The sequence below is a fragment of the Vibrio glycogenivorans genome (genome assembly GCF_051660965.1).
In the GTDB taxonomy this organism is placed as follows: domain Bacteria; phylum Pseudomonadota; class Gammaproteobacteria; order Enterobacterales; family Vibrionaceae; genus Vibrio.
The window spans coordinates 41,430-66,766 of the sequence record NZ_JBPVIS010000009.1 but is presented as its reverse complement, the minus strand read 5'-3'; the positions used below and the strand labels follow the sequence as shown (position 1 = coordinate 66,766).

Annotated in this window: 22 protein-coding genes; 3 read left to right on the top strand and 19 right to left on the bottom strand. The window is 51.8% G+C overall.

Annotated elements, in window-relative coordinates:
• Nucleotides 1-30: 30 nt before the first annotated feature.
• The 12 genes from lipA to leuS form a co-directional block, all read right to left on the bottom strand.
• Nucleotides 31-996: a lipoyl synthase gene (gene lipA, locus ACSTTG_RS17240; protein ID WP_438460355.1), complete on the bottom strand. Its 966-nt coding sequence runs from the start codon at nt 994-996 to the stop codon at nt 31-33.
• Nucleotides 989-1,642: a lipoyl(octanoyl) transferase LipB gene (gene lipB / locus ACSTTG_RS17235; RefSeq protein ID WP_438460356.1), complete on the bottom strand. Its 654-nt coding sequence runs from the start codon at nt 1,640-1,642 to the stop codon at nt 989-991. The genes lipA and lipB overlap by 8 nt, the downstream gene beginning before the upstream one ends.
• A 178-nt stretch (nt 1,643-1,820) precedes the next feature.
• Nucleotides 1,821-2,099: a DUF493 family protein YbeD gene (gene ybeD / locus ACSTTG_RS17230; RefSeq protein WP_438460419.1), complete on the bottom strand. Its 279-nt coding sequence runs from the start codon at nt 2,097-2,099 to the stop codon at nt 1,821-1,823.
• A 117-nt stretch (nt 2,100-2,216) separates the two neighbouring features.
• Nucleotides 2,217-3,395 (bottom strand): serine hydrolase, encoded by a 1,179-nt coding sequence (locus ACSTTG_RS17225; protein ID WP_438475681.1) that lies wholly within the window; start codon nt 3,393-3,395, stop codon nt 2,217-2,219.
• Nucleotides 3,396-3,413: 18 nt separating this feature from the next.
• The gene (locus ACSTTG_RS17220; protein WP_438460358.1) at nt 3,414-4,208 is read right to left on the bottom strand and encodes a septal ring lytic transglycosylase RlpA family protein; all 795 of its coding nucleotides are present in this window, start codon (nt 4,206-4,208) and stop codon (nt 3,414-3,416) included.
• A 1-nt stretch (nt 4,209) separates the two neighbouring features.
• Nucleotides 4,210-5,331: a rod shape-determining protein RodA gene (gene rodA, locus ACSTTG_RS17215; protein ID WP_438460359.1), complete on the bottom strand. Its 1,122-nt coding sequence runs from the start codon at nt 5,329-5,331 to the stop codon at nt 4,210-4,212.
• Nucleotides 5,328-7,247, bottom strand: a complete 1,920-nt coding sequence (gene mrdA / locus ACSTTG_RS17210) for a penicillin-binding protein 2 (protein ID WP_438475680.1) — start codon at nt 7,245-7,247, stop codon at nt 5,328-5,330. The genes rodA and mrdA overlap by 4 nt, the downstream gene beginning before the upstream one ends.
• A 38-nt stretch (nt 7,248-7,285) precedes the next feature.
• Nucleotides 7,286-7,756 carry a 23S rRNA (pseudouridine(1915)-N(3))-methyltransferase RlmH gene (rlmH, locus tag ACSTTG_RS17205; RefSeq protein WP_438460361.1) on the bottom strand — a complete coding sequence of 157 codons (471 nt, stop codon included), beginning with the start codon at nt 7,754-7,756 and terminating at the stop codon, nt 7,286-7,288.
• Nucleotides 7,757-7,760: 4 nt separating this feature from the next.
• Entirely contained in the window at nt 7,761-8,078 is a 318-nt protein-coding gene (gene rsfS / locus ACSTTG_RS17200) for a ribosome silencing factor (RefSeq protein ID WP_438460362.1), read from the bottom strand.
• Between the two features lie 80 nt (nt 8,079-8,158).
• On the bottom strand, nt 8,159-9,184 hold the full coding sequence (gene holA / locus ACSTTG_RS17195) for a DNA polymerase III subunit delta (protein WP_438460363.1): 1,026 nt from the start codon (nt 9,182-9,184) through the stop codon (nt 8,159-8,161).
• A complete protein-coding gene (locus tag ACSTTG_RS17190) occupies nt 9,184-9,765 on the bottom strand; it encodes an LPS-assembly lipoprotein LptE (RefSeq protein ID WP_438475679.1) in 582 nt (193 codons plus the stop codon). Before ACSTTG_RS17190 ends, holA begins: the two co-directional genes overlap by 1 nt.
• 169 nt (nt 9,766-9,934) lie before the next feature.
• Nucleotides 9,935-12,508 carry a leucine--tRNA ligase gene (gene leuS / locus ACSTTG_RS17185; RefSeq protein ID WP_438460365.1) on the bottom strand — a complete coding sequence of 858 codons (2,574 nt, stop codon included), beginning with the start codon at nt 12,506-12,508 and terminating at the stop codon, nt 9,935-9,937.
• Nucleotides 12,509-12,624: 116 nt separating this feature from the next.
• On the opposite strand from leuS, the gene ACSTTG_RS17180 reads away from it, so the two are divergent.
• The gene (locus tag ACSTTG_RS17180) at nt 12,625-13,095 is read left to right on the top strand and encodes a zinc ribbon-containing protein (RefSeq protein ID WP_438460366.1); all 471 of its coding nucleotides are present in this window, start codon (nt 12,625-12,627) and stop codon (nt 13,093-13,095) included.
• A gap of 57 nt (nt 13,096-13,152) precedes the next feature.
• Here the strand turns inward: ACSTTG_RS17180 and lnt are convergent, their stop codons facing one another.
• The 5 genes from lnt to miaB all read right to left on the bottom strand — a co-directional run bounded on the left by lnt (nt 13,153) and on the right by miaB (nt 18,889).
• Nucleotides 13,153-14,679, bottom strand: coding sequence for an apolipoprotein N-acyltransferase (gene lnt, locus ACSTTG_RS17175; RefSeq protein WP_438475678.1), 1,527 nt, complete (start codon nt 14,677-14,679; stop codon nt 13,153-13,155).
• Between the two features lie 142 nt (nt 14,680-14,821).
• Nucleotides 14,822-15,724 carry a CNNM family magnesium/cobalt transport protein CorC gene (corC, locus tag ACSTTG_RS17170; RefSeq protein WP_438460368.1) on the bottom strand — a complete coding sequence of 301 codons (903 nt, stop codon included), beginning with the start codon at nt 15,722-15,724 and terminating at the stop codon, nt 14,822-14,824.
• A gap of 60 nt (nt 15,725-15,784) precedes the next feature.
• Nucleotides 15,785-16,252, bottom strand: a complete 468-nt coding sequence (gene ybeY / locus ACSTTG_RS17165) for an rRNA maturation RNase YbeY (protein WP_438475677.1) — start codon at nt 16,250-16,252, stop codon at nt 15,785-15,787.
• A 20-nt stretch (nt 16,253-16,272) separates the two neighbouring features.
• Complete coding sequence (locus ACSTTG_RS17160) at nt 16,273-17,370, bottom strand: PhoH family protein (RefSeq protein ID WP_438460370.1); 1,098 nt, start codon at nt 17,368-17,370, stop codon at nt 16,273-16,275.
• 94 nt (nt 17,371-17,464) lie between these two features.
• Nucleotides 17,465-18,889, bottom strand: coding sequence for a tRNA (N6-isopentenyl adenosine(37)-C2)-methylthiotransferase MiaB (gene miaB / locus ACSTTG_RS17155; protein ID WP_438460371.1), 1,425 nt, complete (start codon nt 18,887-18,889; stop codon nt 17,465-17,467).
• A 256-nt stretch (nt 18,890-19,145) separates the two neighbouring features.
• Between miaB and ACSTTG_RS17150 the strand changes: the two genes are divergently transcribed.
• Entirely contained in the window at nt 19,146-20,297 is a 1,152-nt protein-coding gene (locus ACSTTG_RS17150; protein WP_438475676.1) for a 2-octaprenyl-3-methyl-6-methoxy-1,4-benzoquinol hydroxylase, read from the top strand.
• Here ACSTTG_RS17150 and ACSTTG_RS17145 read toward each other — a convergent pair.
• Both ACSTTG_RS17145 and ACSTTG_RS17140 read right to left on the bottom strand, forming a co-directional pair.
• Nucleotides 20,292-23,381, bottom strand: coding sequence for an efflux RND transporter permease subunit (locus ACSTTG_RS17145; protein WP_438475675.1), 3,090 nt, complete (start codon nt 23,379-23,381; stop codon nt 20,292-20,294). The genes ACSTTG_RS17150 and ACSTTG_RS17145 overlap by 6 nt on opposite strands.
• Nucleotides 23,382-23,385: 4 nt before the next feature.
• Nucleotides 23,386-24,519 carry an efflux RND transporter periplasmic adaptor subunit gene (locus ACSTTG_RS17140; RefSeq protein WP_438475674.1) on the bottom strand — a complete coding sequence of 378 codons (1,134 nt, stop codon included), beginning with the start codon at nt 24,517-24,519 and terminating at the stop codon, nt 23,386-23,388.
• A 156-nt stretch (nt 24,520-24,675) separates the two neighbouring features.
• On the opposite strand from ACSTTG_RS17140, the gene ACSTTG_RS17135 reads away from it, so the two are divergent.
• On the top strand, nt 24,676-25,290 hold the full coding sequence (locus ACSTTG_RS17135) for a TetR/AcrR family transcriptional regulator (protein ID WP_438475673.1): 615 nt from the start codon (nt 24,676-24,678) through the stop codon (nt 25,288-25,290).
• Nucleotides 25,291-25,337 lie beyond the last annotated feature (47 nt).

The window sequence follows — 25,337 nt, the reverse complement described above, 5'->3', positions numbered from 1 at the left end:
AGTGCCAACCTTTTTTAGTTACGCCGGTCGTTACTTAACCTCAATGCCTTGTGCTTGCATATCGGCATGGTACGACGAGCGAACAAACGGACCACACGCGGCATGAGTAAAGCCAAGATCTAGCGCGATCTGTTTGAGTTCATCAAACTCCTCAGGTGGCACATAGCGTTCGACAGGCAAGTGGTGGCGACTTGGGGCGAGATATTGACCTAGTGTCAGCATAGTGACGCCATGAGCGCGCAAGTCTTTGAGCACTTCGATGATCTCTTCTTTGGTTTCACCGAGACCCATCATCAACCCTGACTTGGTCGGTATCGTGGGGTGTTGCTGCTTAAATTTCTCGAGTAGCTGCAGCGACCATTTATAGTTTGCCCCCGGGCGAGCTTTACGATACAGCCTCGGCGCCGTTTCTAGGTTATGGTTGAACACATCGGGCGGATTGTCCTTGAGCAAATCAAGAGCCACGTCCATTCGGCCACGGAAGTCAGGCACTAAGGTTTCAATCTTAATCGTTGGGTTGAGCGTCCGGATCTCTCGGTTACAGTCCGCAAAGTGCTGAGCGCCACCATCGCGCAGGTCGTCTCGGTCAACCGAGGTGATGACCACATACTTGAGCTTCATGTCGGCGATGGTTTTTGCCAGTTGTTTTGGCTCATCAGCTTCTGGTGCTAGGGGGCGACCATGGGCCACATCACAAAATGGGCAGCGACGGGTACAGATTGCACCTAGGATCATAAAGGTCGCCGTGCCGTGATTAAAGCATTCTGCAAGGTTAGGGCAGGATGCTTCTTCACAGACGGAGTGGAGATTATTCTTGCGCATCGCTGACTTGATGTCTTGGATGCGTTGGCTGTCTGAAGGCAGCTTGATCTTCATCCAGTCTGGCTTGCGCAGAACCTCTTTCTGCTCTGTTGGCATGTTTTTTACTGGAATGAGAGCCATTTTATCGGCGTCACGATACTTGACGCCTTTTTCCATTTGTATAGGTTTACTCATTTTCTACCGCTTCCGTTGCAAACTCGACCTGCTGATACTCCAGCAGAGAAACGAGTTCTTCGATTAAAGGTGACTGGGCTTGTTGTAATTGTGTAATTGGGGTTAGATCGCTGAGTTGAACCATCTCCATTCCGGCATAGCCACAAGGGTTAATGCGTAGGAAGGGGCTCAGGTCCATATTGATGTTGAGGGCAAGTCCATGGAAAGAGCATCCTCGGCGAATACGCAGGCCAAGGGAGCATATCTTGCGTTGATCGACATAGACGCCAGGCGCATCCGGGCGCGCATTGGACTCGACACCAAAGCGTTTAAGGGTATTGATCACGGTATTTTCGATATGGGTGACCAGGTCGCGCACACCGATTTTTTTGCGCCGTAGATTGATCAGTACGTACGCAACCAACTGGCCTGGTCCGTGGTAGGTCACTTGACCACCGCGGTCACTTTGCACCACGGGGATATCACCCGTGTCCAGCAGATGCTCTTGCTTCCCAGCTTGACCTTGGGTGAAGACAGGGTTGTGCTCAACCAACCAGACCTCATCCACAGTGTTATCATCCCGTGTGTCAGTAAAGTCGTGCATTGCTTGCCATACCGGTTGGTAGTCTTGGCGGCCTAAGTATCTGACTATCAGTCGGTTTTCCATTTATATTCCATGATCCCTAGCGAACTTCGCTTTCGATTATAAACAGGAAAGTGCGACTAAACTACATTTTGATGACAGGTTTTTAACCTTACTATTGGCGGGTGATTTTTATATTATTGATAAATAATAAAAAAGCAGCCATAGGCTGCTTTCAAAAAAAATTTAAGAATTCAAATTTTTACAGAACCATGCGGACGATGTCGATCTCGCCCAGTTCTTTGTACAGTGTCTCAACCTGCTCGATTGAGGTCGCAGTGATGTTGACTGACACTGAGTGGTAGTTACCCTTAGCACTTGGTTTAACCACTGGGCTGTAATCACCCGGTGCGTGGCGTTGGATCACTTCCAACACGCGTTCTGGCAGTTCTGGCTTGGCATAACCCATGACTTTGTAGGTGAATGAGCATGGGAACTCAAGCAAGTCTTTCAATTTAGCGTCTGAGTTAATCGTCAGCATAATAAACTCCAAATTCTCTGGTACAGGAATGGCGAAGAATAGTACTGCCATTCTGGGATAATCTCAAGATGCACTCAGTTTAAAACCAGTTGCCCGATTTAAAACCAGTTGCGTAGGCTAAAACCAGCTGCTTAACAGCAATGCCAGGTAATCCCACATTCGACGAAAGAATCCCCCGCGCTCAACCGACTCCATGGCAACCAGCGGGTATTCGGCAACATTCTCACCGTCCAGTACATAGTATAGCGTACCAAGTTGGTCGCCTTGCTGGATTGGCGCGCGCAGTTGTTGCTCAACCACTATATTGGCCTCAAGCTTGCCACTGCTGCCGCGCGGCAGGGTCAGATAAGCCTCTTCGGTGATGCCCATATCAACACTGGGCTTTTTCGCCATCCAGACCTTTTCCGTCGCCAGCACCTGCTCGGCTTGATGCGGTGCGACGGTTTCAAAAAAGCGAAAGCCATAACTTAACAATTTTTTACTCTCAGCTTTGCGCGCATCGGGATTTTTGGCCCCCATGACGACCGCGATTAAACGCATGTCGCCTTGGGTCGCAGAGCTGACGAGATTGTAACCGGCTTTGCGTGTGTAGCCGGTCTTGATGCCATCAACATTCATGCTCTCATCCCACAGCAAACCGTTGCGGTTATGCTGGGTGATGCCGTTATAGGTATATGACTTCTCGGAATACACTCGGTACTCCTCAGGCACGTCACGGATCAGCGCTTTGCCCAGCAGGGCAAGATCAAACGGTGTTGAATACAAATCAGGGTTATCGAGACCGTGCGGATTGGCAAAGTTCGAATTGGTCATGCCAATATTTTGCGCCCAGCTATTCATTAACGTCACGAATGCGGCTTCAGAGCCAGCGATATGCTCGGCCGCGGCGACACAGGCATCGTTACCCGATTGCACGATAATGCCATGTAGCACTTCCTCAAGCTTGGCGCTTTTGCCCACCTCAAGGAACATTTTGGATGAGCCAGGGAAGTTACGTGCCCAAGCATTACGGCTGATTGCGACGTCATCATCTAGAGAAACACTGCCGCGATTAATCTCTTGACCTATCACGTAACTGGTCATCATCTTGGTCAGGCTTGCTGGGGAAAGCTGAGTATGCTCGTTCTCTGCCGCGATGATCTCCCCTGAATGGTAGTCCATCAGGATGTAACCTTTTGCGGCAACGGGAGGCAAGCCCGGAATAATTCTGGTATGAGCAAGTGTGCTGGCCAGAAGAGAGGTGACGCCGACAAGAAGTGCGCGCCCTAGCTTTGACGGTTGGGTGTGGTTGATCATATTGTCTAGATTATGGTTTTATTTTTGTGTTTGATACTTGCGAACAAATGCTGAATCGTAGCCAGCAGATTGGATCTTGTTCAGTGTCTCTTGGGTGACATCGTAATCATCAAAGGGACCGAGAATGATGCGGTGTACGCTGTCAGCACTTTGCACAAAGGCACTGACACTGAGTTGTTCTTGTAACGCTTGAGCCAATTGTTCAGCACGGCCGCGATCGGAGGAACTTGCCACCTGAATAATGTAATTTGGCTGTGCATTGAGCCCTGATGGGTTGTCTGGTTTTTCTACCGTAATGACCTCAATCTCAACATTGGCCACACCCGCATCGACGATGCCAAGCTTGTAAGCGGCGGCATAGCTAAGGTCGATGATCCGACCCTCGTGGAAGGGGCCGCGGTCGTTGACTCGAACTATGGTCTGTTTGCCATTGTCGAGGTTGGTGACCTTTACATAACTCGGCAGTGGTAGGGTTTTATGTGCCGCTGTCATCGAGTACATGTCGTAGATCTCACCGTTGGAGGTAAGGTGTCCATGAAACTTCTTGCCGTACCAGGAGGCTTGGCCGCGCTGTTTAAACCCTTCGGCATCATCGACGATTTGGTAACTGACACCGCGCAGTGTGTAGTTTCTGTTACCCCCAAGGCTATAGGGCTCGTATCGTGGGGTAATCCCCTCGATATGTTCGACTGAGATGGGGGCCTGTGGTGGCACGTCCTGCTCGAGTTCATAGCGCTCACTATCTGGGCTTGCACAGCCAAACAGCACAATGGAAAGTAGTCCAACAGTGAGCAACTTGTGGTTTATTTTCATACTAAGATGCCTTAGAGAACGCTTTGCGGTGAGTATGAATCGACATTAATATGCCAAAGCCTGCCATCAGGGTCACCATCGAGGTGCCGCCGTAGCTGATCAGCGGTAAAGGTACACCGACAACCGGTAGAATGCCACTAACCATACCAATATTTACAAACACATAGACAAAGAAGCTTAGCACGATACTACCTGCCATCATGCGACCGAAGGCGGTTTGTGCATGACTTGAGAGATAAAGGCCTCGACCAATGATATACAGATAGAGGGCAAAGAGAGCCAAGATGCCGATCATTCCCCACTCTTCTGCAATGACTGCAAAGATAAAGTCGGTGTGACGCTCGGGAAGGAACTCGAGCTGAGATTGGGTACCTTGTAGCCAGCCCTTGCCTGAAACCCCACCCGAGCCGATCGCGATCTTGCTTTGGATAATGTGATAACCCGCGCCAAGAGGGTCGGATTCTGGGTTAAACAGCGTGCGTACACGCACCTTCTGGTACTCGCGCATCAAGAAGAACCACAGGATAGGCACGAAGGCACCGACAGCTACGATCGCCGCGGTAATAATTCGCCAACTGATCCCGGCAAGGAAAATCACAAAAATGCCCGATGCGGCGATCAAAATAGACGTGCCTAGGTCGGGCTGCTTGGCGATCAAAATGGTCGGTACAAACACCATCACCAAGGACAAAATAATGGTTTTAAAGCTCGGGGGTAGCGCGCCCTTGCCCACATAGCGGGCGACCATCAGCGGTACCGCGAGCTTCATCAGCTCAGAAGGCTGAAAGCGGACAAAACCGAGGTTAAGCCAGCGCTGGGCACCTTTTGATGACTCACCAAAAAACAGTACCCCGAGCAGTAGGATCAGGCCGCAAAAAAACAGCAGCGGGGCCGCAGCTTCATAGGTTCGCGGCGGGATCTGGGCGAGCACGACCATCACCATCAGAGACAGCCCCATGCGCATCGCCTGACGATCCATCATCGCCTCATTTTGACCACTGGCACTGTACATAACCACTAGGCCAAAGCCCATCAGTGCCAACAGCCCCAGCAGTAAGGGTAAGTCGATGTGCAGGCGCTGAAAAAAGGCGCGATTCTGTCCAGTTGAAGGGTCTAATTTCATTCTTGCCCGTCCTGTTGTCGTGCTTGTTCTTGTGGGTCATCTTCTTCGTCTGCTGGGCGTAATACCTTGTCAAAGATCTCACGCACCACAGGGCCGCCGTTGCTCGAGCCACCACCGGCATTTTCTAGCACCACGGTCACAATAATCTCGGGATCGTCAAGGGGAGCGAAGCCAGTGAACAAGGCATGGTCACGCAAGTGCTCAGCAATCTCATCGGCATCATATTCCTCGTCTTCGGCAAGACCAAATACTTGCGCCGTTCCCGATTTACCGGCCGTTTTATAATCCATATCGGCGAAGGCGCGCCGCGCCGTGCCTCGTCCGCCGTGGTTCGCTAGGTACATACCCCTAAAGGCAATATCCCAATAGCGGTCGGGAACCGTGTCTATCGGTGGGAAGGTTTCATAATCAGAGAGCTGCTGGCGCTCAAAGCGCTCACCGTTTTTGATTGTGGCACGCAGCAAGTGAGGGGCAATGACCTCTCCGCGATGAACCAGCACCGATGTCGCCTTGGCAATCTGCATAGGCGTGGCCGTCCAGTAGCCCTGACCAATACCGACCGGAATAGTATCACCTTGATACCAAGGGGTTTTATGCCTGGCCATCTTCCACTCACGGGTTGGCATATTGGCGCGACTCTCTTCGTTGATGTCGATACCAGTGAAGTCACCAAAGCCAAACTTGTTCATCCAGCGAGAGATACGATCGATACCCATATCGTACGCAATCTGGTAGTAGAAGGTATCCACCGACTCTTCGATAGATTTGACCACATCGACCTTACCGTGTCCCCATCGCAGCCAGTCACGAAAGGGTCGGGTGTTGGAGTTTGGAATGCGCCAATAGCCGGGATCATTGCGGGTTGTCTTGGTCGTGATCACCCCTTCTTGTAGGGCTGCCACCGCCAAGAAAGGCTTAATGGTCGAAGCCGGAGGGTAGATCCCGAGTGTCGCTCGATTCACCAACGGGCGGTTTTTATCATTGAGCAGCGCGCGATAATCTTTGCCAGAGATACCGTGGACGAATGCATTAGGGTCGTAACTTGGGCTTGAGACCATACCCAACACGCCATTATCTTCAGGGTCGAGGATCACCGCCGAGCCACGACGGCCATCTAGCAGGTTGTATAGATAGGTTTGCAAGCGGACATCAAGGTTGAGGACAATATCCTTACCCGGTGTCGGTGGCACGTATTTTAGAGTGCGGATCACACGGCCGCGGCTGTTAACCTCGACCTCTTGATAGCCCGCAGTACCATGCAGGACGTCCTCATAGTAGCGTTCGATACCCAGCTTACCGATATCTCGCGTTGCTTGGTAATTACTGTCTTTTTCCTCACGGATCAGGCGATCCATATCACGATCGTTGATCCGGGATACGTAGCCAATCACATGGGTTAATATCTCACCATATGGGTAGTAGCGTTTAAGTGTGGCGTTGACCGTGACACCGGGAAATCGATGTTGATGGACGGAGAATACAGCGACCTGGTCCTCGTTGAGCTGAGTGAGCAGCGGGACCGCATTGAAGCGTCGGGTGCGACGACGCTCCTTCTCAAACGCCTCGATGCGCTCATCACTGATGGTCAGAAATTCACGTAGCCCCTCAATAGTGGCATCCATGTCTTTGACCTGCTCCGGGGTGATCTCGAGGTTAAATACCGGTCGGTTGTCGGCGAGAAGCTCACCATGACGATCGTAGATCAGCCCTCGGTTGGGCGCTATAGGCACCACTTTAATCCTGTTATCGTTAGAGCGGGTCTCGTAATCTTGATACTGGTTGACCTGAATGTGGTAGAGATTGCCGAGCAGCACCCCCATTAAGGCAATAATGATAGTAAAAGCTGTAATCGCGCGTACTTTAAACAGGCGCGATTCTTCTTGGTAATCTCTTATTTTGCTACGCTTACGCAACATCTACACACATCTCAACTACGGGTTTATTCGCGATAGTATTATTCGCGGTGGTAAGGGTGGTTAGCGGTCACACTCCAAGCACGATATAGGGCTTCGGCCATGATCACACGGACCATTGGATGAGGGAGGGTGAGTGGCGACAACGACCAGCTTTGATCGGCTGCGGCTTTACAGGCTGGCGCCAGACCCTCAGGTCCACCAATCAAAATCGAGACATCGCGACCATCGAGCTTCCACGCATCCATTTGCCCAGCCAATTGGTCAGTGTCCCAACGCTTTCCAGGGATATCTAGAGTAACGATACGGCTGCCTTTTGGCACGGCTGCCAGCATCGCTTCGCCCTCTTTTTGCAGAATCCTTGCAATATCGGCGTTTTTGCCACGCTTTCCTGCTGGGATTTCTACCAACTCGAGGGGCATATCGTGGGGGAAGCGGCGCTTATACTCTTGAAAACCCTCTTCGACCCACTTAGGCATCTTGGTGCCAACGGCAATAAGCTGTAACTTCATTCAATCAGTTCCAAAGCTTTTCCAGTTGATACAGTTCACGGTGTTGCTCTTGCATCACGTGCAGCATGGCATCACCCATGTCGAGTACAACCCACTCGCCCTCAGCTTCGCCATCAATCCCGAGTGGCTCCATGCCAAGCTTCTTGATCTCACTCGCGACGTGATCGGCAATCGAGGAGACATGGCGCTTTGAGGTACCCGTACAGATCACCATAAAGTCAGTCACGCTCGATTTGCCAGTTACATCCAACAGGATAATATCTTGGGCTTTCATATCATCCGCTTTATCAGCTAGGAAATCTCTTAATTCTTCACGTTGCAAGGTGGCATCCTCAATAGACAGTGTTCAATAGGGCGCGGAGTATAGCATGCTTTTGCCCTGGCGCACTTAGCTAACCGCACTTAGCCAGCCGCAGGGAAACGCAGTTGTGGCGAGCACAAGCTTACGCCAAGCTGTTGAATTAATGGCCAAGCGGATTGTTCATACTGAGTTTTGAGCATGATCTCGACCTTGGCAAGGACAGACCATGCTTGCTGCAATGCAGCAAAGTCGAGACGCTGCAGTGCCGCAGTATAAAGCGGGCGCTTTGACTGCCAAATTCGGTGGCGCTCAAACACCGATCCTATCGCTTGTTGCTGGCTTTCTGCTTTGAGTTGCATCAGCAGCTTTAGTTCCTTTTGCAATGAGCGAGCGATGATCACCCCCTCAACACCTTCTGCCTCGAGTTGGCGCAGAATGCGCTGGGCACGATTGGCTTTTCCTGCCAACAGGGCATCAATCCAGTGGAACACGGTAAAATGGTTGTGTCGACTCAGAGACTGCTCAATCCGTACCAGGCTTAGCTCGCCATCTGGGTATTGCAGAGCGAGCTTTTCCAGGCTTTGACTCAGTGCCAGCAGATTGCCCTCATGCCATTGTGCGAGCATTTGCAGCGACTCTTGGTCCGGTTTAAGTCCCAGTTTTTGACAGCGCTGGCGAACAAATTGGGGTAGGCGAGTGATATCAGGCGTTAAGCAGTTTACCCACGTCCCTTGGGATGAGAGGGCTTTGAACCATTTGCTGTTTTCCTGCGCCTTAGTCAACTTGCTACCCACCAGGACCAACAGGGTTTCAGGGTTGAGTAGCTTAGCAAGCTCAAGCAGTTCTTTGCCTTGAGCGGCATTCACGCCCGATTCTCCGACTTCAAGTTCGACAATCTGCAGGCTTGAGAACAGGCTCATGGCCTGGAAGCAGTCATAGATCGCATTCCAGTCAGTTTGGTTATCGAGTGTGAATCGATGACGCTCATTAAACCCACGTTGCTCGGCGTGTTGGGCGATAGCCAGTCGAGACTCATGCAAGAGCAGCGGCTCATTACCAAACACTAAATAAACAGGGCTGAGGCCTTTTTCAAGGTGCTCATGCAGGCGGTCAGCAAACAGGCGCATTAGTGAGCACGCTCTTGCTTGTCAGAGCTAATTTTTACCCCACGCATCGCGGTTGGTGTCTCATTGCGTGCTTCGAGAATATCAGCGCGAACACGCGCCATCTGACGGATAATTTGTGTCGCGGCAATCTTACGCATTTCGTCTTCGATCATCTCGCGTTCGACCGATTTTGCCAGTGCAGTTAATGGGTTATCCAGATAGCTGCGAGTGATGGTTGCCGTAAAGGAATGGCTGCCAACCTCAGGTACGGTGACACGATAGCTTGCGGTATAGGTGAGCTCTTTTTCTGCGGCACGCGCGTTTTGGTAGAGCGAAAGGGTGCGCTCTTCGATATCTTCCGAGCGCAGATGCACATTGGAGACCTCTGAGCTGGGCGGGACTAAGACAATGTTATTGATGTCCAACTCAGCTTGAACGTAGCGGGTAAGCGTGCCGTACTTATCGAAGCTGGTCAGTGACAACTGGTGTAGCTCTTCGGGTACTGTGTACTCGCCGCGCAGCTGAAAGCCACACGCAGTCAGCATGGAGGTCAGTAACACCACCAGCATAAGACGAAGAGAAGATAGGGACTTAGTTTGCATAGAGATCGCTCTGCTATCTTGTTGAGTGATTTATCCAAACAGACTGATCGCGCGCCATTTGGGTGGGGCGGTGGCTCATCGGGTTGATGAGATTAAATCTGCTTGGATAAATAATCAGGGTGACAAGTCACCCTGATTCAATTTTAGCCTGCTTTGGTGAGACAGACGATTAATTTGCTACGATATTCAACAGTTTGCCAGGTACGTAGATCACCTTACGAACCGTTTTGCCTTCAGTAAATTTCGTCACGTTTTCATCGTTTAGACCAAGTTCTTCCACTTGCTCTTTCGAGGCGTCAGCCGCCACAGTTAGCTTAGCGCGTAGCTTGCCGTTAACCTGAACAACGATCAGTTTCTCGTCTTCAACCAGCGCTTTCTCATCGTGCTGAGGCCACTGTGTGTTGTCGACATCTGATACGCCAAGTGCTGCGCCCATCTCAAATGAGATGTGTGGAGTGATAGGGTAAAGCATCACAACCACGGCTTTCAGTGCTTCATCAAGGATCGCACGGTCTTGCGCCGATTCTTGAGGTGCTTTGGCCAGCTTGTTCATCAGCTCCATGATGGCTGCAATCGCAGTGTTGAACGTTTGACGACGAGCGATATCGTCAGTCACTTTAGCGATGGTTTTGTGCACGTCACGGCGCAGGGCCTTTTGGTCGCTAGACAGGGCTGTTGTATCAACCGCTTCCGCTGCACCTTTCGCTGCGTGCTCATTAACCAGTTTCCATACACGCTTCAGGAAGCGGTTAGCGCCTTCAACGCCAGACTCTTGCCACTCAAGCGTCATATCTGCAGGTGATGCAAACATCATAAACAGACGCACCGTATCGGCGCCGTATTTATCCACCATCTCTTGAGGGTCGATACCGTTATTCTTCGACTTAGACATCTTGATCATGCCTGAGTGCGTCACGTCGCGGCCCTCGTTGTCTTTCGCTGAGGTGATGCGACCTTTGCCGTCACGCTCTACTGCAACGTCAGTAGGTGCAACCCACTCTTTACCGCCTTTGTCGTTCTCGTGGTAGAACGCATCAGCCAGTACCATACCTTGACATAGTAGCTGCTTGAACGGTTCATCAGAGGTTACGTAACCCGCGTCACGCAGCAGTTTGTGGAAGAAGCGTGAGTATAGAAGGTGCATACACGCGTGCTCGATACCACCGATGTACTGATCAACCGGAAGCCAGTAGTTGGCTTTCTCAGGGTCTAGAATATCATCCGCTTGTGGTGAGCAGTAACGTGCGTAGTACCAAGACGACTCCATAAAGGTATCGAAGGTGTCCGTTTCGCGCAGTGCTGGCTCGCCGTTGAAGGTGGTTTTTGCCCACTCTTTATCGGCTTTAATTGGGCTAGTTACCCCATCCATTACCACGTCTTCTGGCAGGATCACCGGCAGTTGGTCTGCAGGTACTGGGTGCACTTCACCGTCTTCAGTGGTCACCATTGGGATTGGTGCGCCCCAGTAACGCTGACGAGATACACCCCAGTCACGTAGACGGAAGTTAACCGTCTTAGTGCCTTTACCTTCTGCTTCAAGCTTCGCTGCGATCGCATCGAATGCCGCTTGGAAGTCTAGGCCATCAAACTCACCAGAATCGAATAGCACACCCTTCTCAGTGTACGCTTCTGCAGAGATATCTAGCTCGCTGTCGTCAGCTGGCTTGATCACAGGAACGATGTCTAGGCCGTATTTCGTGGCAAACTCGTAGTCGCGTTGGTCGTGCGCAGGCACAGCCATCACAGCGCCCGTACCGTAGTCCATTAGGACGAAGTTAGCCACGTAAACTGGCACTTCACGACCGTTCAATGGGTGAATCGCGGTAAGGCCAGTTGCCATACCCTTCTTCTCCATTGTCGCTAGCTCAGCTTCAGCTACTTTATTGTTCTTACACTCTTCAACGAAAGCCGCCAGCTCAGGGTTGTTCTCAGCGGCAATGGTCGCAAGAGGGTGGCCTGCAGCGATACCCACGTAAGTCACACCCATTAGCGTGTCTGGACGTGTAGTATACACCTCAAGGTCTTGTTGGCCTTTCACTTCAAACTTCAGCTCAACACCTTCAGAGCGGCCAATCCAGTTACGCTGCATGGTCTTAACCATCTCAGGCCAGCCGTCAAGGTTATCTAGGTCGTCCAATAGCTCTTGCGCGTATTCGGTGATCTTGATGAACCACTGTGGGATCTCTTTTTGCTCAACCGGAGTGTCACAGCGCCAGCAGCAGCCGTCTTCGACTTGCTCGTTAGCCAGAACGGTTTGGTCGTTTGGACACCAGTTAACTGAAGAGGTCTTCTTGTAAACTAGGCCCTTGTTGTACAGCTTAGTGAAGAACTCTTGTTCCCAGCGGTAGTACTCTGGCGTACAGGTAGCGAATTCGCGGTTCCAGTCGTAACCAAAGCCCAGCAGCTTAAGCTGGTTTTTCATGTACTCGATGTTCTCGTAGGTCCATGGTGCTGGTGCGGTGTTGTTTTTTACTGCCGCGTTCTCTGCAGGCAGACCGAATGCATCCCAACCGATTGGTTGCATAACGTTTTTACCTTGCAGGCGCTGGAAACGAGAAACCACATCACCGATGGTGTAGTTGCGCACGTGACCCATGTGCAGTCGACCACTTGGGTACGGGAACATAGATAGACAGTAGAATTTTTCTTTATTTGGGTCTTCACTTACAACAAAGGTCTTGTTGTCATCCCAGTGCTTTTGAACTTTTTGTTCAATATCTTGAGGATTGTATTGTTCTTGCATCGATGGCATCCGGTTAACTTGGAATTTGTGAGTTCGGTTAGAACAGACATTAATAGATCGTCATAGAATACCTAAAGGCAGAAGGTACAACAACCATTGTGTTGAGGGAGGTTCTCATGCCCAAACGAAAAGCAGGTTATGAAGAGATCATTGAGGACGTGATTGAGACCATCAAACACAGTCCCGAAGAGCTAAATCATGTTGTAGAGCAGTCAGGTAAAGTGGTTGATGCGGCGAATGATATGACCAAAGATGAACTTGCCCTCATCTCCGCCTACGTAAAATCCGACCTTAAAGAGTTTGCTGATAACTACGAAGAGAGTAAAGGCAGCCCTTTCTCATTGATGATTGCCAACTCGATATGGCAAGGGTTGCTTGAGATAACCGATAGAACCAAGGTTGAGTGGGTCGAGCTTGCCGCCGATCTGGACCGTCAAGGGCTGTATCAAGCCGGTGAAATGATAGGCCTTGGGGTGTTGATGTGTGAAAACTGCGGTCACAAGGTTCCGTACAACCACCCAACGGTGATCACGCCGTGTCCCAACTGTGGCAAAGGGGCTTTCAGTCGCCAACCGCTTAAACCCTAATCAATACCAACGCCCCAGCAGGGGCGTTGTTTTGTCGCGTTTACGACACCATTGATGTTAGCTGACTTGCTGCTTGCGGCGATTTAATCGCCAAGCCGCTGCGAGGCTCAATCCTGCCCAAAGATACAGAGGCCAACTACCAAAGCGATGGTAAGGGGTGCGTCCTTGAGTTGATACCACCTCGGCATCAAGGATGGCGGTCTCAAATTGGGGTACCTCAGCGACTATCGTGCCGCGGTAGTCGGTGATAGCCGTCACGCCATTATTGGTTGAGCGGATCACAGGCTTTCCGAGCTCAAGCGCACGCATGCGGGCAATCTCCATATGCTGCTGAGGTCCAATCGAGTCACCAAACCAAGCATCGTTAGATAGGGTGAGAATAAAGTCGGTCTCCTCGGTGACATTGCGTCGGATCAGTTCATTAAAGATGATCTCATAACACAGTGCGGCAGCGAGCAGGCGTCGATTCGCCAGCACATTCGGCTGAATATAATCCCCACGACTGAATGACGACATAGGCAGATTAAAGAATGGCGCCAGTGGGCGCAGGATATCCTCAAAAGGCACAAACTCACCAAATGGCAACAGGTGGTGCTTGTGATAGCGCTGCTCAGGGTTGTAGGTGTAATCGCCGCCATCGGTGTGGCCAATAGCGAGCACGCTGTTGTAGTAAAGACCAGAATCACTGCGGTTGATGATCCCGGTGATTAGCGAGCTTTCATATTCTTTGACTAGCGTGTCCAGATTTGCCAAGTAGGAGGCAATCTCATACTCAAACGCGGGGATTGCTGCCTCTGGCCAGATAATAATATCCGCATCCCAACTTTTTTTGGTTAGGTCGGTGTATTTGATGATGGTTGGCCAGCGCTCACTCGGCAGCCACTTTGACGCTTGGTCAATATTGCCTTGGATCAGGGCAAAACGAGTTTTGCTCTCAGGGTCTGGGGTCACCCAGTGAGCGGCGTTGAGACCAAAGCCAGTAGCAATAATCACCGCCGGGATCAGGCTGAGCATCGCACGGCGGCTAAGCAAGGCATAGGCGAGCAGCGAAGCGCTGATGACAACTGCAAAGGTCACCAACTCAACACCTCCAAGGGGCGCATAGTTGCCCAGCGGCGAGTCGATCTGGCTGTAGCCGAGCCATAGCCAAGGAAAGCCCGTCATGACCCAGCCTCGCAGCCAGTCAAACACCAGCCAGAGTGCGGGGATGACGATAGCATAGCGGCGCAGTTGCGAGTCTGGAAAAAAGCGATTGAGCGCAGCGGCAAAGAGTGCTGGGTAGATAGCCAGATAGCCAATCAGTAGCGCCATCAAAAACAGGCTTGCCACCTTGGGCATACCGCCGAAGGTGTCGATACTGACGTGTACCCAACTGATCCCCGTTGCAAAGCTCCCTAGCCCCCAAAGCCAGCCAAGCCAGGCTGACCATTTTACCGACCGCTTAGTGATCAGCAGTAGGAACACCAATACACTGATCAGCGCCGCTGGCCAGAGACCAAAGGGTGCAAATGCGAGAGTGGAAATAGCGCCGGCCAAAAGGGCAAGCATGCTGAGTAACAGGGGGTTATGTATCGCCACGGCCATGTATCTATCTTTGATTAGTCCATAAAACGATGGGCAAGCCGGGTCTCGGCTTGCCCATGATAGTGTTGCTTTACTTGGGTTTCGTCCACTGACGGCCCAAGTGTAGTTGCCAATGTTTGCAAGTTATTGAAGCGCCGGAGCGTTAGCTGTCAGACTCTTCAATTTGTGCCTCAGAGACCGGAATGGTCACCTGAAGTTGCATGATGCGGCGGTTGTCGGCGGCCATGACTTTAAACAGATAGCCCTCGATATCGACAATCTCTCCTCGAGAGGGAAGATGGCCAAATGCCGTCATTACTAAGCCACCAATGGTATCGACCTCTTCGGTACTAAAGCTGGCTGAAAACTCTTCGTTGAAGTCATCGATGGTGGTCAATGCCTTAACCGAGTAGGTGTGTTTACTTAACTTGCGAATGTCCAACTCATCCTCATCATCGAACTCATCTTCAATTTCGCCAACAATCTCTTCAAGAATGTCCTCAATCGTCACAAGACCCGACACACCGCCAAACTCATCAACGACAATCGCCATATGATAGCGCTCTTCACGGAACTCCTTGAGCAGTCGGTCAACCCGCTTGCTCTCAGGCACCACAACCGCGGGTCTCATTACCTGCTCCATGTCAAATGGGTCACTGTCTGAGCCAAGGTAGCGCAGCAGGTCTTTGGCAAGCAGTATGCCCTCAACGTGGTCTTTGTCTTCGCTGATCACCGGGTAGCGAGAGTGCTGAGCGTCGGTCATGAGGGTGACGATATCATCGAAGTTCTCATTACGCTCAATGGTGACGATTTGTGAGCGCGGGATCATGATATCACGCACACGTTGCTCTGAAATCTCCATCACGCCTTCGAGCATGTCGCGGGTGTCGTGATCGATCAAGTCGTTCTCTTCAGAGTCGCGGATCACATCAACGAGTTCTTGTCGGTCTTTGGGCTCACCTTGGAAAAGCTGCCCGATGCGTTCAAGCAGAGTCTTTCGACTCGGACCTTCAGATTTTTCTTTCTTGCTACTTTCGTTAGAAGAAGGAGGGTTATCTTCGTTCATTGTTTCTCAGTTAAGTAACGCTATCAAAGTGTGATAGCACACATCAGAGCTAGGCTGAGCCTAGCTCTGTTTCTCTGCAAGGTAAGGGTCTGTAAAGCCTAACTTTTGCATGATTTCGGTTTCGAGGGACTCCATCTCTTCGGCTTCGTCATCCTCGATATGATCATAACCTAGCAGATGCAAGCTGCCATGTACAACCATATGCGCCCAGTGTGCTTTCAAGGGCTTGTTTTGCTCAACCGCTTCACGCTCGACCACTTGTTTACAGATGATCAAGTCGCCAAGTAGGTCGAGCTCAATTCCCGGCGGCGCCTCGAAAGGGAAGGATAGTACATTGGTTGGTTTATCCTTGCCGCGATAGTCGAGGTTAAGCTGGTGACTCTCTGCTTCGTCTACCAAACGCACAGTGACTTCAGCCTGAGGCTGAAACGGCGTTATCGCCGAGTTGAGCCACAGTTGAATATCCTGCTCGCTTGGCAGGTGGATGCTATCTTCTACTGCGATTTGCAGGTCTAGTTCGATGCTCATGGCGTCTCTTAGGGCTTACTTCAAGGTTTAGTCACGTCAGCTTGTGTTGCCAGTTCTGCTTTCGCAGTTTCGAGCAGTTTCGCTTCGCGCTCCTCGCGGCGACGCTTCTCAAACTCTTTACGCTCTTTCTGATCCTGCGCTTCCCACTTCTCATACGCGTTGACGATACGTGCGACAACCGGGTGGCGAACCACGTCATCAGACTGGAAGAAGTTGAAGCTGATTTCATCGACCTCGTTGAGTACTTCAATTGCATGACGCAGGCCCGATTTCGCGCCGCGTGGCAGGTCAATCTGAGTCACGTCCCCGGTGATCACCGCACGCGAGTTAAAGCCGATACGGGTCAGGAACATCTTCATCTGTTCGACCGTGGTATTCTGGCTCTCATCTAGAATAATGAAGGCATCATTCAGGGTACGACCACGCATGTAAGCCAGTGGAGCGACTTCAATCACGTTACGCTCGATCAATTTCTCAACCCGTTCAAAGCCAAGCATCTCAAACAAGGCATCGTAAAGTGGGCGCAGGTATGGATCGACCTTTTGGCTCAAGTCACCAGGCAAAAAGCCGAGCTTCTCGCCAGCTTCAACCGCAGGGCGAGTGAGGAGAATACGGCGGATCTCTTGACGCTCTAATGCATCCACCGCAGCCGCGACAGCAAGGTAGGTCTTGCCGGTACCCGCAGGGCCAATACCAAAGCTGATATCATGCGTCACCATGTTGACCAAGTACTGAGCCTGGTTAGGCGTACGAGGTTTGATCACGCCCTTCTTGGTCTTGATAAAGACCTCTTTGCCATGCTCAATATTTGATTCGGTGTTCTGCTCTAAGATACCGGTCTCTTTGATCGCCAGATGGATCTCTTCAGGCTCGATATCAGGAATATTGCCGCGCACTGGGGCAGTATTAACGTAAAGCGTTTTGAGGATCTCAAGGGCTGCCGCAGAAGTGTGGGGCTTACCAACAATGGTAAAGAAGTTGCCACGGTAGCTAATTTCGACGCCGAGACGGCGTTCTAAGTGCTTGATATTATCATCAAAGGGACCGCAAAGGCTCGCAAGACGGCGGTTATCGGAAGGTTCTAGATCGATCTCTAGAGTCACAATTTTATTGCTCAAAGTTGCCTCTCATTTGTGGCGGTCCGATTTAGACCGGACCGCCTAAGATGTGTTTACCCTTCTAAGATGGTTACTCAGTCGGGTAATTTCAAGCTTAAGGCGTAAATGTCGCTACACCCAGCTCGTCTTCGCGCTTGGTTTTCGCCATCATTTGAGTTGGAGAGATCAGGCTGCGAAGGTCCATGTCTTGTTCAGTACGTACGATCTCACCACGCAGAGAGTTTGCAAATACGTCGGTAATTTTTACATCAACAAACTGGCCAATCAGGTCAGCACTGCCTTCAAAGTTCACCACGCGGTTGTTCTCGGTACGAGCACGCAGCTCCATCAGGTTCTTCTTCGATGGGCCTTCAACCAACACGCGCTGCTCGGTATCAAGCATTTGGCGCGAGTAGCGCATCGCTTGCGAGTTCACCACTTGTTGCAGCTCGTACAGGCGCTCTTTCTTGGTTTGCTCTGGCGTATCACACGGATAATCAGCAGCCGGAGTACCTGGGCGTGGTGAGAAGATAAAGCTAAAGCTCATATCAAAATCGACGTCTTTGATCAGTTTCATGGTGTCTTGGAAGTCTTTGTCCGTCTCACCTGGGAAACCAACGATAAAGTCAGAGCTGATGTGGATATCAGGACGCGCTTTACGCAGCTTACGGATGATTGACTTGTACTCAATCGCCGTGTGTGGGCGCTTCATTGCGGTCAGGATGCGATCGCTACCGCTTTGTACTGGCAGGTGCAGGAAGCTCACAAGCTCCGGCGTGTCTTCGTACACGGCGATGATGTCATCACCAAACTCCAGCGGGTGGCTGGTAGTGAAACGAATGCGGTCGATACCGTCGATAGACGCTACGAGACGTAGCAGCTCAGCGAAGCTGCAGATGTCGCCATCGTGCATTGGACCACGGTACGCGTTTACGTTTTGGCCCAGTAGGTTAACTTCACGTACGCCTTGCTCAGCTAGCTGGGCAATCTCAAACAGAACATCGTCCATAGGGCGGCTGACTTCCTCACCACGCGTGTATGGCACTACGCAGTAGGTACAGTATTTTGAGCAGCCTTCCATGATCGAGACAAACGCGGTTGCACCCTCAGCGCGTGGCTCAGGTAGGCGGTCAAACTTCTCAATCTCAGGGAAAGAGATGTCCATCACTGGCGCGTCATCATTTTGCGACTGCTTGATCATCTCTGGTAGGCGGTGCAGGGTTTGCGGGCCAAAAATCACGTCAACATACGGCGCGCGCTCACGAATGTGATCGCCTTCTTGAGTCGCTACACAGCCACCCACGCCAATCACAACGCCGGGTTTTTTCTCTTTGAGTGTTTTCCAGCGACCTAGCTGGTGAAATACCTTTTCTTGGGCCTTTTCACGGATAGAACAGGTGTTCAATAGCAGTACGTCTGCCTCTTCTGGGTCTTCGGTTAGCTCAAAGCCATTCGCCGCGTTAAGCAGGTCAGCCATTTTTGATGAATCGTATTCGTTCATCTGGCAGCCCCAGGTTTTGATTAGCAGTTTCTTACTCATCTTTGTTCGCTCGATCGTTAGTTTAAAATAAGGGAGCAAATCGCCCAGTGTCTATCCGCGCCCCCAGAGGGTAATCCTGTGGAAATTACAGGGGGTGTCGCGGCAAGCGGCGTATTGTACTGCTTTAGATAGCGCCATGCCAGTATTGATTTATGGTCGGTTTTAGCAAGGTTTGCCGGTCTTTTTTGCTTACTTTGCATGCGCGAAATCGTACAATTAAAAACGGATGTTAAATCAGCAAGATGAAGAACAGAAAATGAACAAATACGATATTGCCATTGTCGGTGGAGGCATGGTCGGCGCAGCCCTTGCTGTCGGCTTTGCCAAGCAAGGACGGCGCACCGCGCTGATTGAGGAGCATCGACCCAGTGCTTTTTCGTGCGAGCAGGCGATGGATATTCGCGTTTCTGCTATCTCGCAGGCATCGGTTGACCTGCTTGATTCTCTTGGTGCTTGGCAAAGCATCCAAGCGATGCGCGTCTGCCCTTATCGTCGTCTTGAAACCTGGGAGCACCCTCAGTGTCGGACCAAATTTTCAGCCGCCGAGTTGGGTCTTGAGCAGCTGGGTTATATCGTTGAGAATCGAGTGATCCAACTTGGCCTGTGGCAGCAGTTTGACCACTGGGAGTTTCTTGATCTGCTCTGTCCTGACAGCTTGGCTCGGCTTGAGTTTGGCGAGCAAGATAACACCTTGCACCTTAGCTCGGGCGAGCAGATTAGGGCCAGCTGGGTGATCGGTGCCGATGGCGCTCATTCTCGAGTGCGTGAGCAGGCAAAGATAGGCCTGACGGCCTGGGATTATCGCCATCACTGTATGCTGATCCATGTCGAAACAGAGCACGCGCAGCAAGACATCACCTGGCAGCAGTTTACTCCGCTGGGGCCGCGCTCGTTTCTCCCTCTGCCAGGCCAGCAAGGCTCACTGGTTTGGTATGACAGCCCTAAAAGGATCAGACAGTTGATGGCGATGAGTGCCGAGCAACTCGAGCAGCAGATTCACTTGGCGTTTCCCGCTGAGCTTGGCAAGGTCAAGGTAGTGCAAAAGGGCGCATTTCCTCTCACTCGCCGCCACGCTCAGCAGTACGTTGCCAACCGCTGTATCTTAGTCGGTGATGCTGCCCACACCATTAACCCGCTCGCAGGTCAAGGGGTTAACCTTGGCTTCAAAGACGCCGCTTGCCTGCTTGAAATCACCGACCAAGCCGAGCTGAGTGAGGCAACTCTTAAGCAATATATGTTGCGGCGTTATCCCGATAACCTGCTTATGCAGACTGGTATGGATGTGTTCTACAAGGGCTTTAGCAATAGCATTACCCCGCTGCAGTTGGCGCGAAATGCAGCGCTTAAGTTGGCGCAGCATTCCGGCCCGATTAAGCGCCAAGTACTCAAGTACGCTTTGGGTCTATGATCCCTCGGCCTGAAGCTCTGGCTTGGTGGCTACGCGAGTGCGTGGCTTACCACGAGTGAGGGTAAACAGCGCAGGGACCACATAGAAAGAGATCAGGGTGGTGAGCAAGGTACCACCCGCAATGGCCACCGCAAATGGAGGCCAGAAGCCGCCCCCGGCCAAGATCAGCGGCAGGAAGCCACCGATGGTCGTGATCGTCGTCGAGGTGATGTGGCGCGTACAGCTCATCACCCCAGCGATGATCGCCGATTTATTGCCCTGCATTGCTTGTGAGTCGGATTTAAGCTCAGCCAGAATCACGATCGCGGCATTGATCGCCAGACCAATCACCCCAAGCAGGCCGACAATCACGGTAAAGCCAAATGGGTAAGAGAACACCCATACCGATAGCAGACCCAGTCCTGCCGCCAGTCCCGCGACCAAGAAGATGATGCCACTGAGGCGAAAGGAGTTGAATGACAGCACAATCACCAACACCATCAAGGTAACGACCAGTGATAGGCTGCTCATTAGATTAGCAACCGACTCATCACGCTCTGCTGACTCGCCACCAAACTCAACCCAATAGCCACTTGGCAACTGAGCGATATAGTCATCGACGCTGGCCTTAAATTCATTCAGCGCGGTTTGTGGCAGGACGCCGGCCTTGACGAAGCCCTCTATGGTGTTGACGCGCTGGCCATCACGGCGAGTAATCGCGCCGCGGCTTGGGCGAAAACTGAACTCGGTCAGGGCGGACAGCGGCATCAGTTGGTTACTGCTATTGGTCATTGGTAAATTGGCCAGTTGAGACAAGCGCTCGCGCTCAGTATCCGCGACTTTCACTCTCACCGGAACCGATTCGGTGCCTTCGATGATACTTCCCTGGACCTGACCCATGAGTGTGCTGTCCAAGTTGCTGGCTAACTGAGAGAGGGTCATACCACTGAGTAGTGAGGACTGCTCATTCACATCGAGCCAGATTTTTGGCACCCCGGGTTGTAAGGTGGCGCGCGTCTGGGTGACATTGGTGGTTTGCGCCATGATCAGGCGGATCTCTTCACCAATTTGTTTGAGACGGTCAAGATTATGCCCGTAGAGGCGGATCTCAAGCGGTGCGTTAAACGGAGGACCTTGTTCAAGCTTGCGCACCAATACCTGCGCATTAGGCACCGCTCGATCAAGTGTCTGTTGTAACTCGGGTACATAGGCGTTAGCAGCGGTGAAGTCGCTCATCTTAACCATGGCTTGAGCAAAGTAGGGTGTGCCGCGTTGATTACTCAGCAGGTTGTAATAAAAAGAGGGAAAGTTAGTACCCACTAGCCAACTAACCGACTCAACATTGGGGTTTTGGCGAATCGTCTCTTCGACCAGTTCAGCGGTTTGCTCGGTTGCGTAGATACTCGCTTGGGGAGGCAGAAAAACCTGCACCTCAAACATGTCCCGATCTGAAGGTGGGAAGAACTGCTCAGTCAGTTGCCCTGCCGACCAAAAGCCAAACAAGGGTATTAGCCCAACCAATAGCGCGGCTTTGATTGGATGATGTACCGCTAATTGGACAGTCAAACGAAACAGCTTAGCCAAGCGCGGGGTTTGAATACCGTGCTGATACCAGTGTTGCGAGGAGCTGGTTTTGGGTAGTAAGCGCGCAGCAAAGCCCGCAACTAAGGTATGGGCAATCAGGTACGAGCCGACCAATGAGAAGCACACCGTGATGGCAATCGCCCCAACAAACTCGCCCGCGGGTCCCGGCATTAGGAAAATAGGAGCGAAAGATAGTACCGTCGTTAGGGTCGAGCCTAGCAGTGGGACCCATAAGTGCTTAATGGCTGCCACTGCAGAGGCGATGCGCTGGTGGCCTTTTGCACGGTAATTTTGGATGGTATCGACCATGACGATGGCATTGTCGACCATGATCCCAAGCGCTACGATCAACCCCGTTACAGACATCTGATTAATGGGAATACCGGTCGCCTTCATCAGGCTGAGCGTCAGCATCGCCGTCAGAGGCAGCGACAGAGCGACAATCCAAGCCGAACGCAGCCCGAGTGTGAGCAGCAGCACCGCGAGGATCAAGCTAAAGCCGATCACAAGGCTAGTGACTAGTTCAGATAACCGCGTTTGAGTATAGCTGTCTTGCTCGAACAGGAGCTCAACGTTTAGATGGCGCGGAAGCTGGGCTTGGAAACGTTCGACAAGCTCCTCGGCGCGTGGCGTCCAGCGGTCAACTCGAACCGAGGGCTGCATGCGCGCGGCGACAATAATGGCCGGCTGGCCATCAACGAGAGCGATTTGGGCAGGGGGAGTATTGTAGGTACGCTCAACGTTAGCCACATCCTCGAGCAGAACCACATAGCCTTGTTCATCCAGTGCAATCGGCACCTGCTTGATACGCTCCAGACTATCGAGAGACTGACTCATCTCAAGCGCGAAGCGGTTTTGTTGATTTACTAGCTCGCCTGCAGAGTTTTTGGCATCCGCCCCACCGATGGCCTGTGACAAAGACATCGCACTCGCGCCGAGTGAGGCAACAGCGCCTCGGTCAATCGAGACTAAAATCTCTTCACTGATGGTGCCGTACTCATCGACAAACTCAGTACCACTCATGGCTCGAAATTGCTGGGCCAGCTCTTTGGCATAGCGATTCATAACCGGCAAGTTGGGTGCCTCACGGCCCTGCCAAGTGATCGCAGTAATATAGGTAAAGGCGTAGGAGTGATCGCTGTCAAGATTTGGCTCTGAGCTTCCCGCAGGCAGCTTTGGGGTCACATCGCTAAGCTTGTCACGCACGCGTGACCAAACTGGCTCAGAGTCTGTGATCGAATCGAGTAGCTCAATACTGACCACGGAAATGCCGGCGCGTGAGCTCGAGGTGATAAGCTGGATCTCATCGAGCGTGCGCAGCTCTGTCTCGATTTTCTCGCTGATCAACGCCTCGACGCGCTCAGGTGTGGCACCGGGAAAATGGGTGGTGATCGCCGCATTTCGATTGGTGATCAACGGGTCCTCGGCGCGAGGCAAAGATTGCAACGCAGACAACCCGGACACGACCAAGAGCGCGGTAAGGAGAATAAGTAAGCGACTGTTACGTAAGATGGCTTGCATAAGGTTACTCTCCATCCATCGAGACAGTCTCGCTGTCGTTGCTGCTATCGACTAGCAGGGTTTCTACCCTCTGGCCCGGGATGATTCTATGCAGTCCAGAGGCCACAATGCGATCGTCGGGACTCAGCTCAGCGCGGATATACGCGGCGTCGTTATTGGCATAGATGAGCTCAACGTGTGCCCGCTGAACCTGATCATCGCGATCGACAACAAACACGTTCCAGGTGCCGCGTAATCCATCGGTCAGGGCTGAGAGTGGCAACCAGTATCCACTAGACTGACGCTGGTCATGGTATTGTAAGTAGCCAAGCTGGCCATCGAGCAGCTTGGCGGTTGGCGGTAGGGTAAAGCGCAGCTCAACGGTGCGAGACTGGGTATTGACCTGAGGACCCGGGTTTACCAGCATTGCAGGGAAGAGTTGATCATCGATGCGTATCTGCCACTGTGCTTGATCAACGATACGCTTGGCGTACTGCGCTGGGACGCCGATATGCACCTCAAGGCTCTCATCCGCGAGAAGGGTAAGGGTGGTGGCTCCCATTGTCACCACATCGCCTTGGCTAACTAGGCGCTGACTGATAATGCCGGAAAAGGGGGCCAATACTTGCGACTTTTCTTGTTGCAGGCGATTAGCCTCGATACTCGCCACCAGTTGCTGTCGATTGGCGAGCAGGACGTTTTTTTGGCTGGTGAGAGAGTCGATCTCGGCCTCGGCACTGAAGCCCTTGTTTTTCAGTGATAGTTGACGCTTGAGGTTGGTCTCAATCAAGCGAAGTTGGGCGCTGACCTCGGATTGTTGGGCTTTCAGTTGGCGCGCCTCGGTGATCAGCAGGCGTTTGTCGAGCGCGATCAATGGCTGACCTTGTTGGACATGGTCACCCACCTCAACCAGGATCTGCTCGACCTGACCGCTGAGCTCGAAGCCGAGCCTTGCTTGATCCTTTGCTCTGACAAACCCAACGTACTCTCTCTCTACATGGTAGCTTGATTCAAGGACGGGTTCGATGACCTCAGCGATAGGTTTGACAGTGTTTTCACTGATCGCTTCATCAGAATTCTGCAGCTGACAGCCAGCCATCAAAGCAAGCCCCAGCACCAAGCAGACCGCATTGCGGCCGTTGCCAAATTTGTTATCCATATCAAATTCCGTTCATTTGTTTAAATCAAACTAGACTGTCTAGTTTGATTTAAGTCCAGTTTGGCGCAATAATCAACACAGTATCGATGATAATTTGATGACGATCGCTATAACTAGACTGATCAGTCTAGTTATGTTTTTCGTCTAGGAGAGATTATGGTGTTATCACCACGAAGCGCAAAAAAGCGCGAGCAAATCCTGCAAGCCGCGGGCAAGCTATTTATCGAGGTCGGCTACGCCGTGAGTATGGATCAGATCGCTGAAGCGGCGCAGGTGTCGAAACAAACGGTTTACGCGCATTTTAAGACCAAGGATGATCTGTTTGAGACCTGTGTGAAATCGCGCTGTGAGTCTAATCGCCAGCATGGCCACTTAATCGATGACCCGCGCCCAATCCGCCAAGCATTGTTGGACTTTGCCCTAAAGTTTCATAGCATGATGCTCAGCCCTGGGGTTATGAGTACTTATCGCACCGCAGTGAGTCAGGTTGATAGCCATCCGGACCTCGGGCGTACCTACGTCAAGGCGGGGCCAGAGCCGACGACAAAGATGGTTCAAGAATATCTAGAGTTTAAGCAAAGCCAAGGGTTGTTTCCAAGCGATAAGAATATGCAGCATGCGGCGGTGCAGTTTATGCTGATGATCCATGGTCAGGCCGTCTATTGGCGCATGCTTGGGGTGGATCTCGGTCAGAGTGAAGAGGATTTGAACGCGTACATGGTCAGCGCCATCGAGGTGATGCTGCAAGGCTATTCGCATAAAGAGCGTTAAGCGAATAAAAAAACGCAGCCAGATGGCTGCGTTTTACTAAACGTTGT

Excerpts from the sequence above, each read along its gene's own strand:
- corC (WP_438460368.1), bottom strand. The coding sequence starts at position 15,724 with ATGAACGAAGATAACCCTCCTTCTTCTAACGAAAGTAGCAAGAAAGAA.
- lnt (WP_438475678.1), bottom strand. The coding sequence starts at position 14,679 with ATGGCCGTGGCGATACATAACCCCCTGTTACTCAGCATGCTTGCCCTT.
- ACSTTG_RS17145 (WP_438475675.1), bottom strand. The coding sequence starts at position 23,381 with ATGCAAGCCATCTTACGTAACAGTCGCTTACTTATTCTCCTTACCGCG.
- ybeY (WP_438475677.1), bottom strand. The coding sequence starts at position 16,252 with ATGAGCATCGAACTAGACCTGCAAATCGCAGTAGAAGATAGCATCCAC.
- ACSTTG_RS17180 (WP_438460366.1), top strand. The coding sequence starts at position 12,625 with ATGCCCAAACGAAAAGCAGGTTATGAAGAGATCATTGAGGACGTGATT.
- leuS (WP_438460365.1), bottom strand. The coding sequence starts at position 12,508 with ATGCAAGAACAATACAATCCTCAAGATATTGAACAAAAAGTTCAAAAG.
- ACSTTG_RS17190 (WP_438475679.1), bottom strand. The coding sequence starts at position 9,765 with ATGCAAACTAAGTCCCTATCTTCTCTTCGTCTTATGCTGGTGGTGTTA.
- ACSTTG_RS17140 (WP_438475674.1), bottom strand. The coding sequence starts at position 24,519 with ATGGATAACAAATTTGGCAACGGCCGCAATGCGGTCTGCTTGGTGCTG.
- rodA (WP_438460359.1), bottom strand. The coding sequence starts at position 5,331 with ATGAAATTAGACCCTTCAACTGGACAGAATCGCGCCTTTTTTCAGCGC.
- ACSTTG_RS17150 (WP_438475676.1), top strand. The coding sequence starts at position 19,146 with ATGAACAAATACGATATTGCCATTGTCGGTGGAGGCATGGTCGGCGCA.
- ybeD (WP_438460419.1), bottom strand. The coding sequence starts at position 2,099 with ATGCTGACGATTAACTCAGACGCTAAATTGAAAGACTTGCTTGAGTTC.
- ACSTTG_RS17220 (WP_438460358.1), bottom strand. The coding sequence starts at position 4,208 with ATGAAAATAAACCACAAGTTGCTCACTGTTGGACTACTTTCCATTGTG.
- ACSTTG_RS17225 (WP_438475681.1), bottom strand. The coding sequence starts at position 3,395 with ATGATCAACCACACCCAACCGTCAAAGCTAGGGCGCGCACTTCTTGTC.
- lipA (WP_438460355.1), bottom strand. The coding sequence starts at position 996 with ATGAGTAAACCTATACAAATGGAAAAAGGCGTCAAGTATCGTGACGCC.
- mrdA (WP_438475680.1), bottom strand. The coding sequence starts at position 7,247 with ATGTTGCGTAAGCGTAGCAAAATAAGAGATTACCAAGAAGAATCGCGC.
- holA (WP_438460363.1), bottom strand. The coding sequence starts at position 9,184 with ATGCGCCTGTTTGCTGACCGCCTGCATGAGCACCTTGAAAAAGGCCTC.
- lipB (WP_438460356.1), bottom strand. The coding sequence starts at position 1,642 with ATGGAAAACCGACTGATAGTCAGATACTTAGGCCGCCAAGACTACCAA.
- ACSTTG_RS17135 (WP_438475673.1), top strand. The coding sequence starts at position 24,676 with ATGGTGTTATCACCACGAAGCGCAAAAAAGCGCGAGCAAATCCTGCAA.
- miaB (WP_438460371.1), bottom strand. The coding sequence starts at position 18,889 with ATGAGTAAGAAACTGCTAATCAAAACCTGGGGCTGCCAGATGAACGAA.
- rlmH (WP_438460361.1), bottom strand. The coding sequence starts at position 7,756 with ATGAAGTTACAGCTTATTGCCGTTGGCACCAAGATGCCTAAGTGGGTC.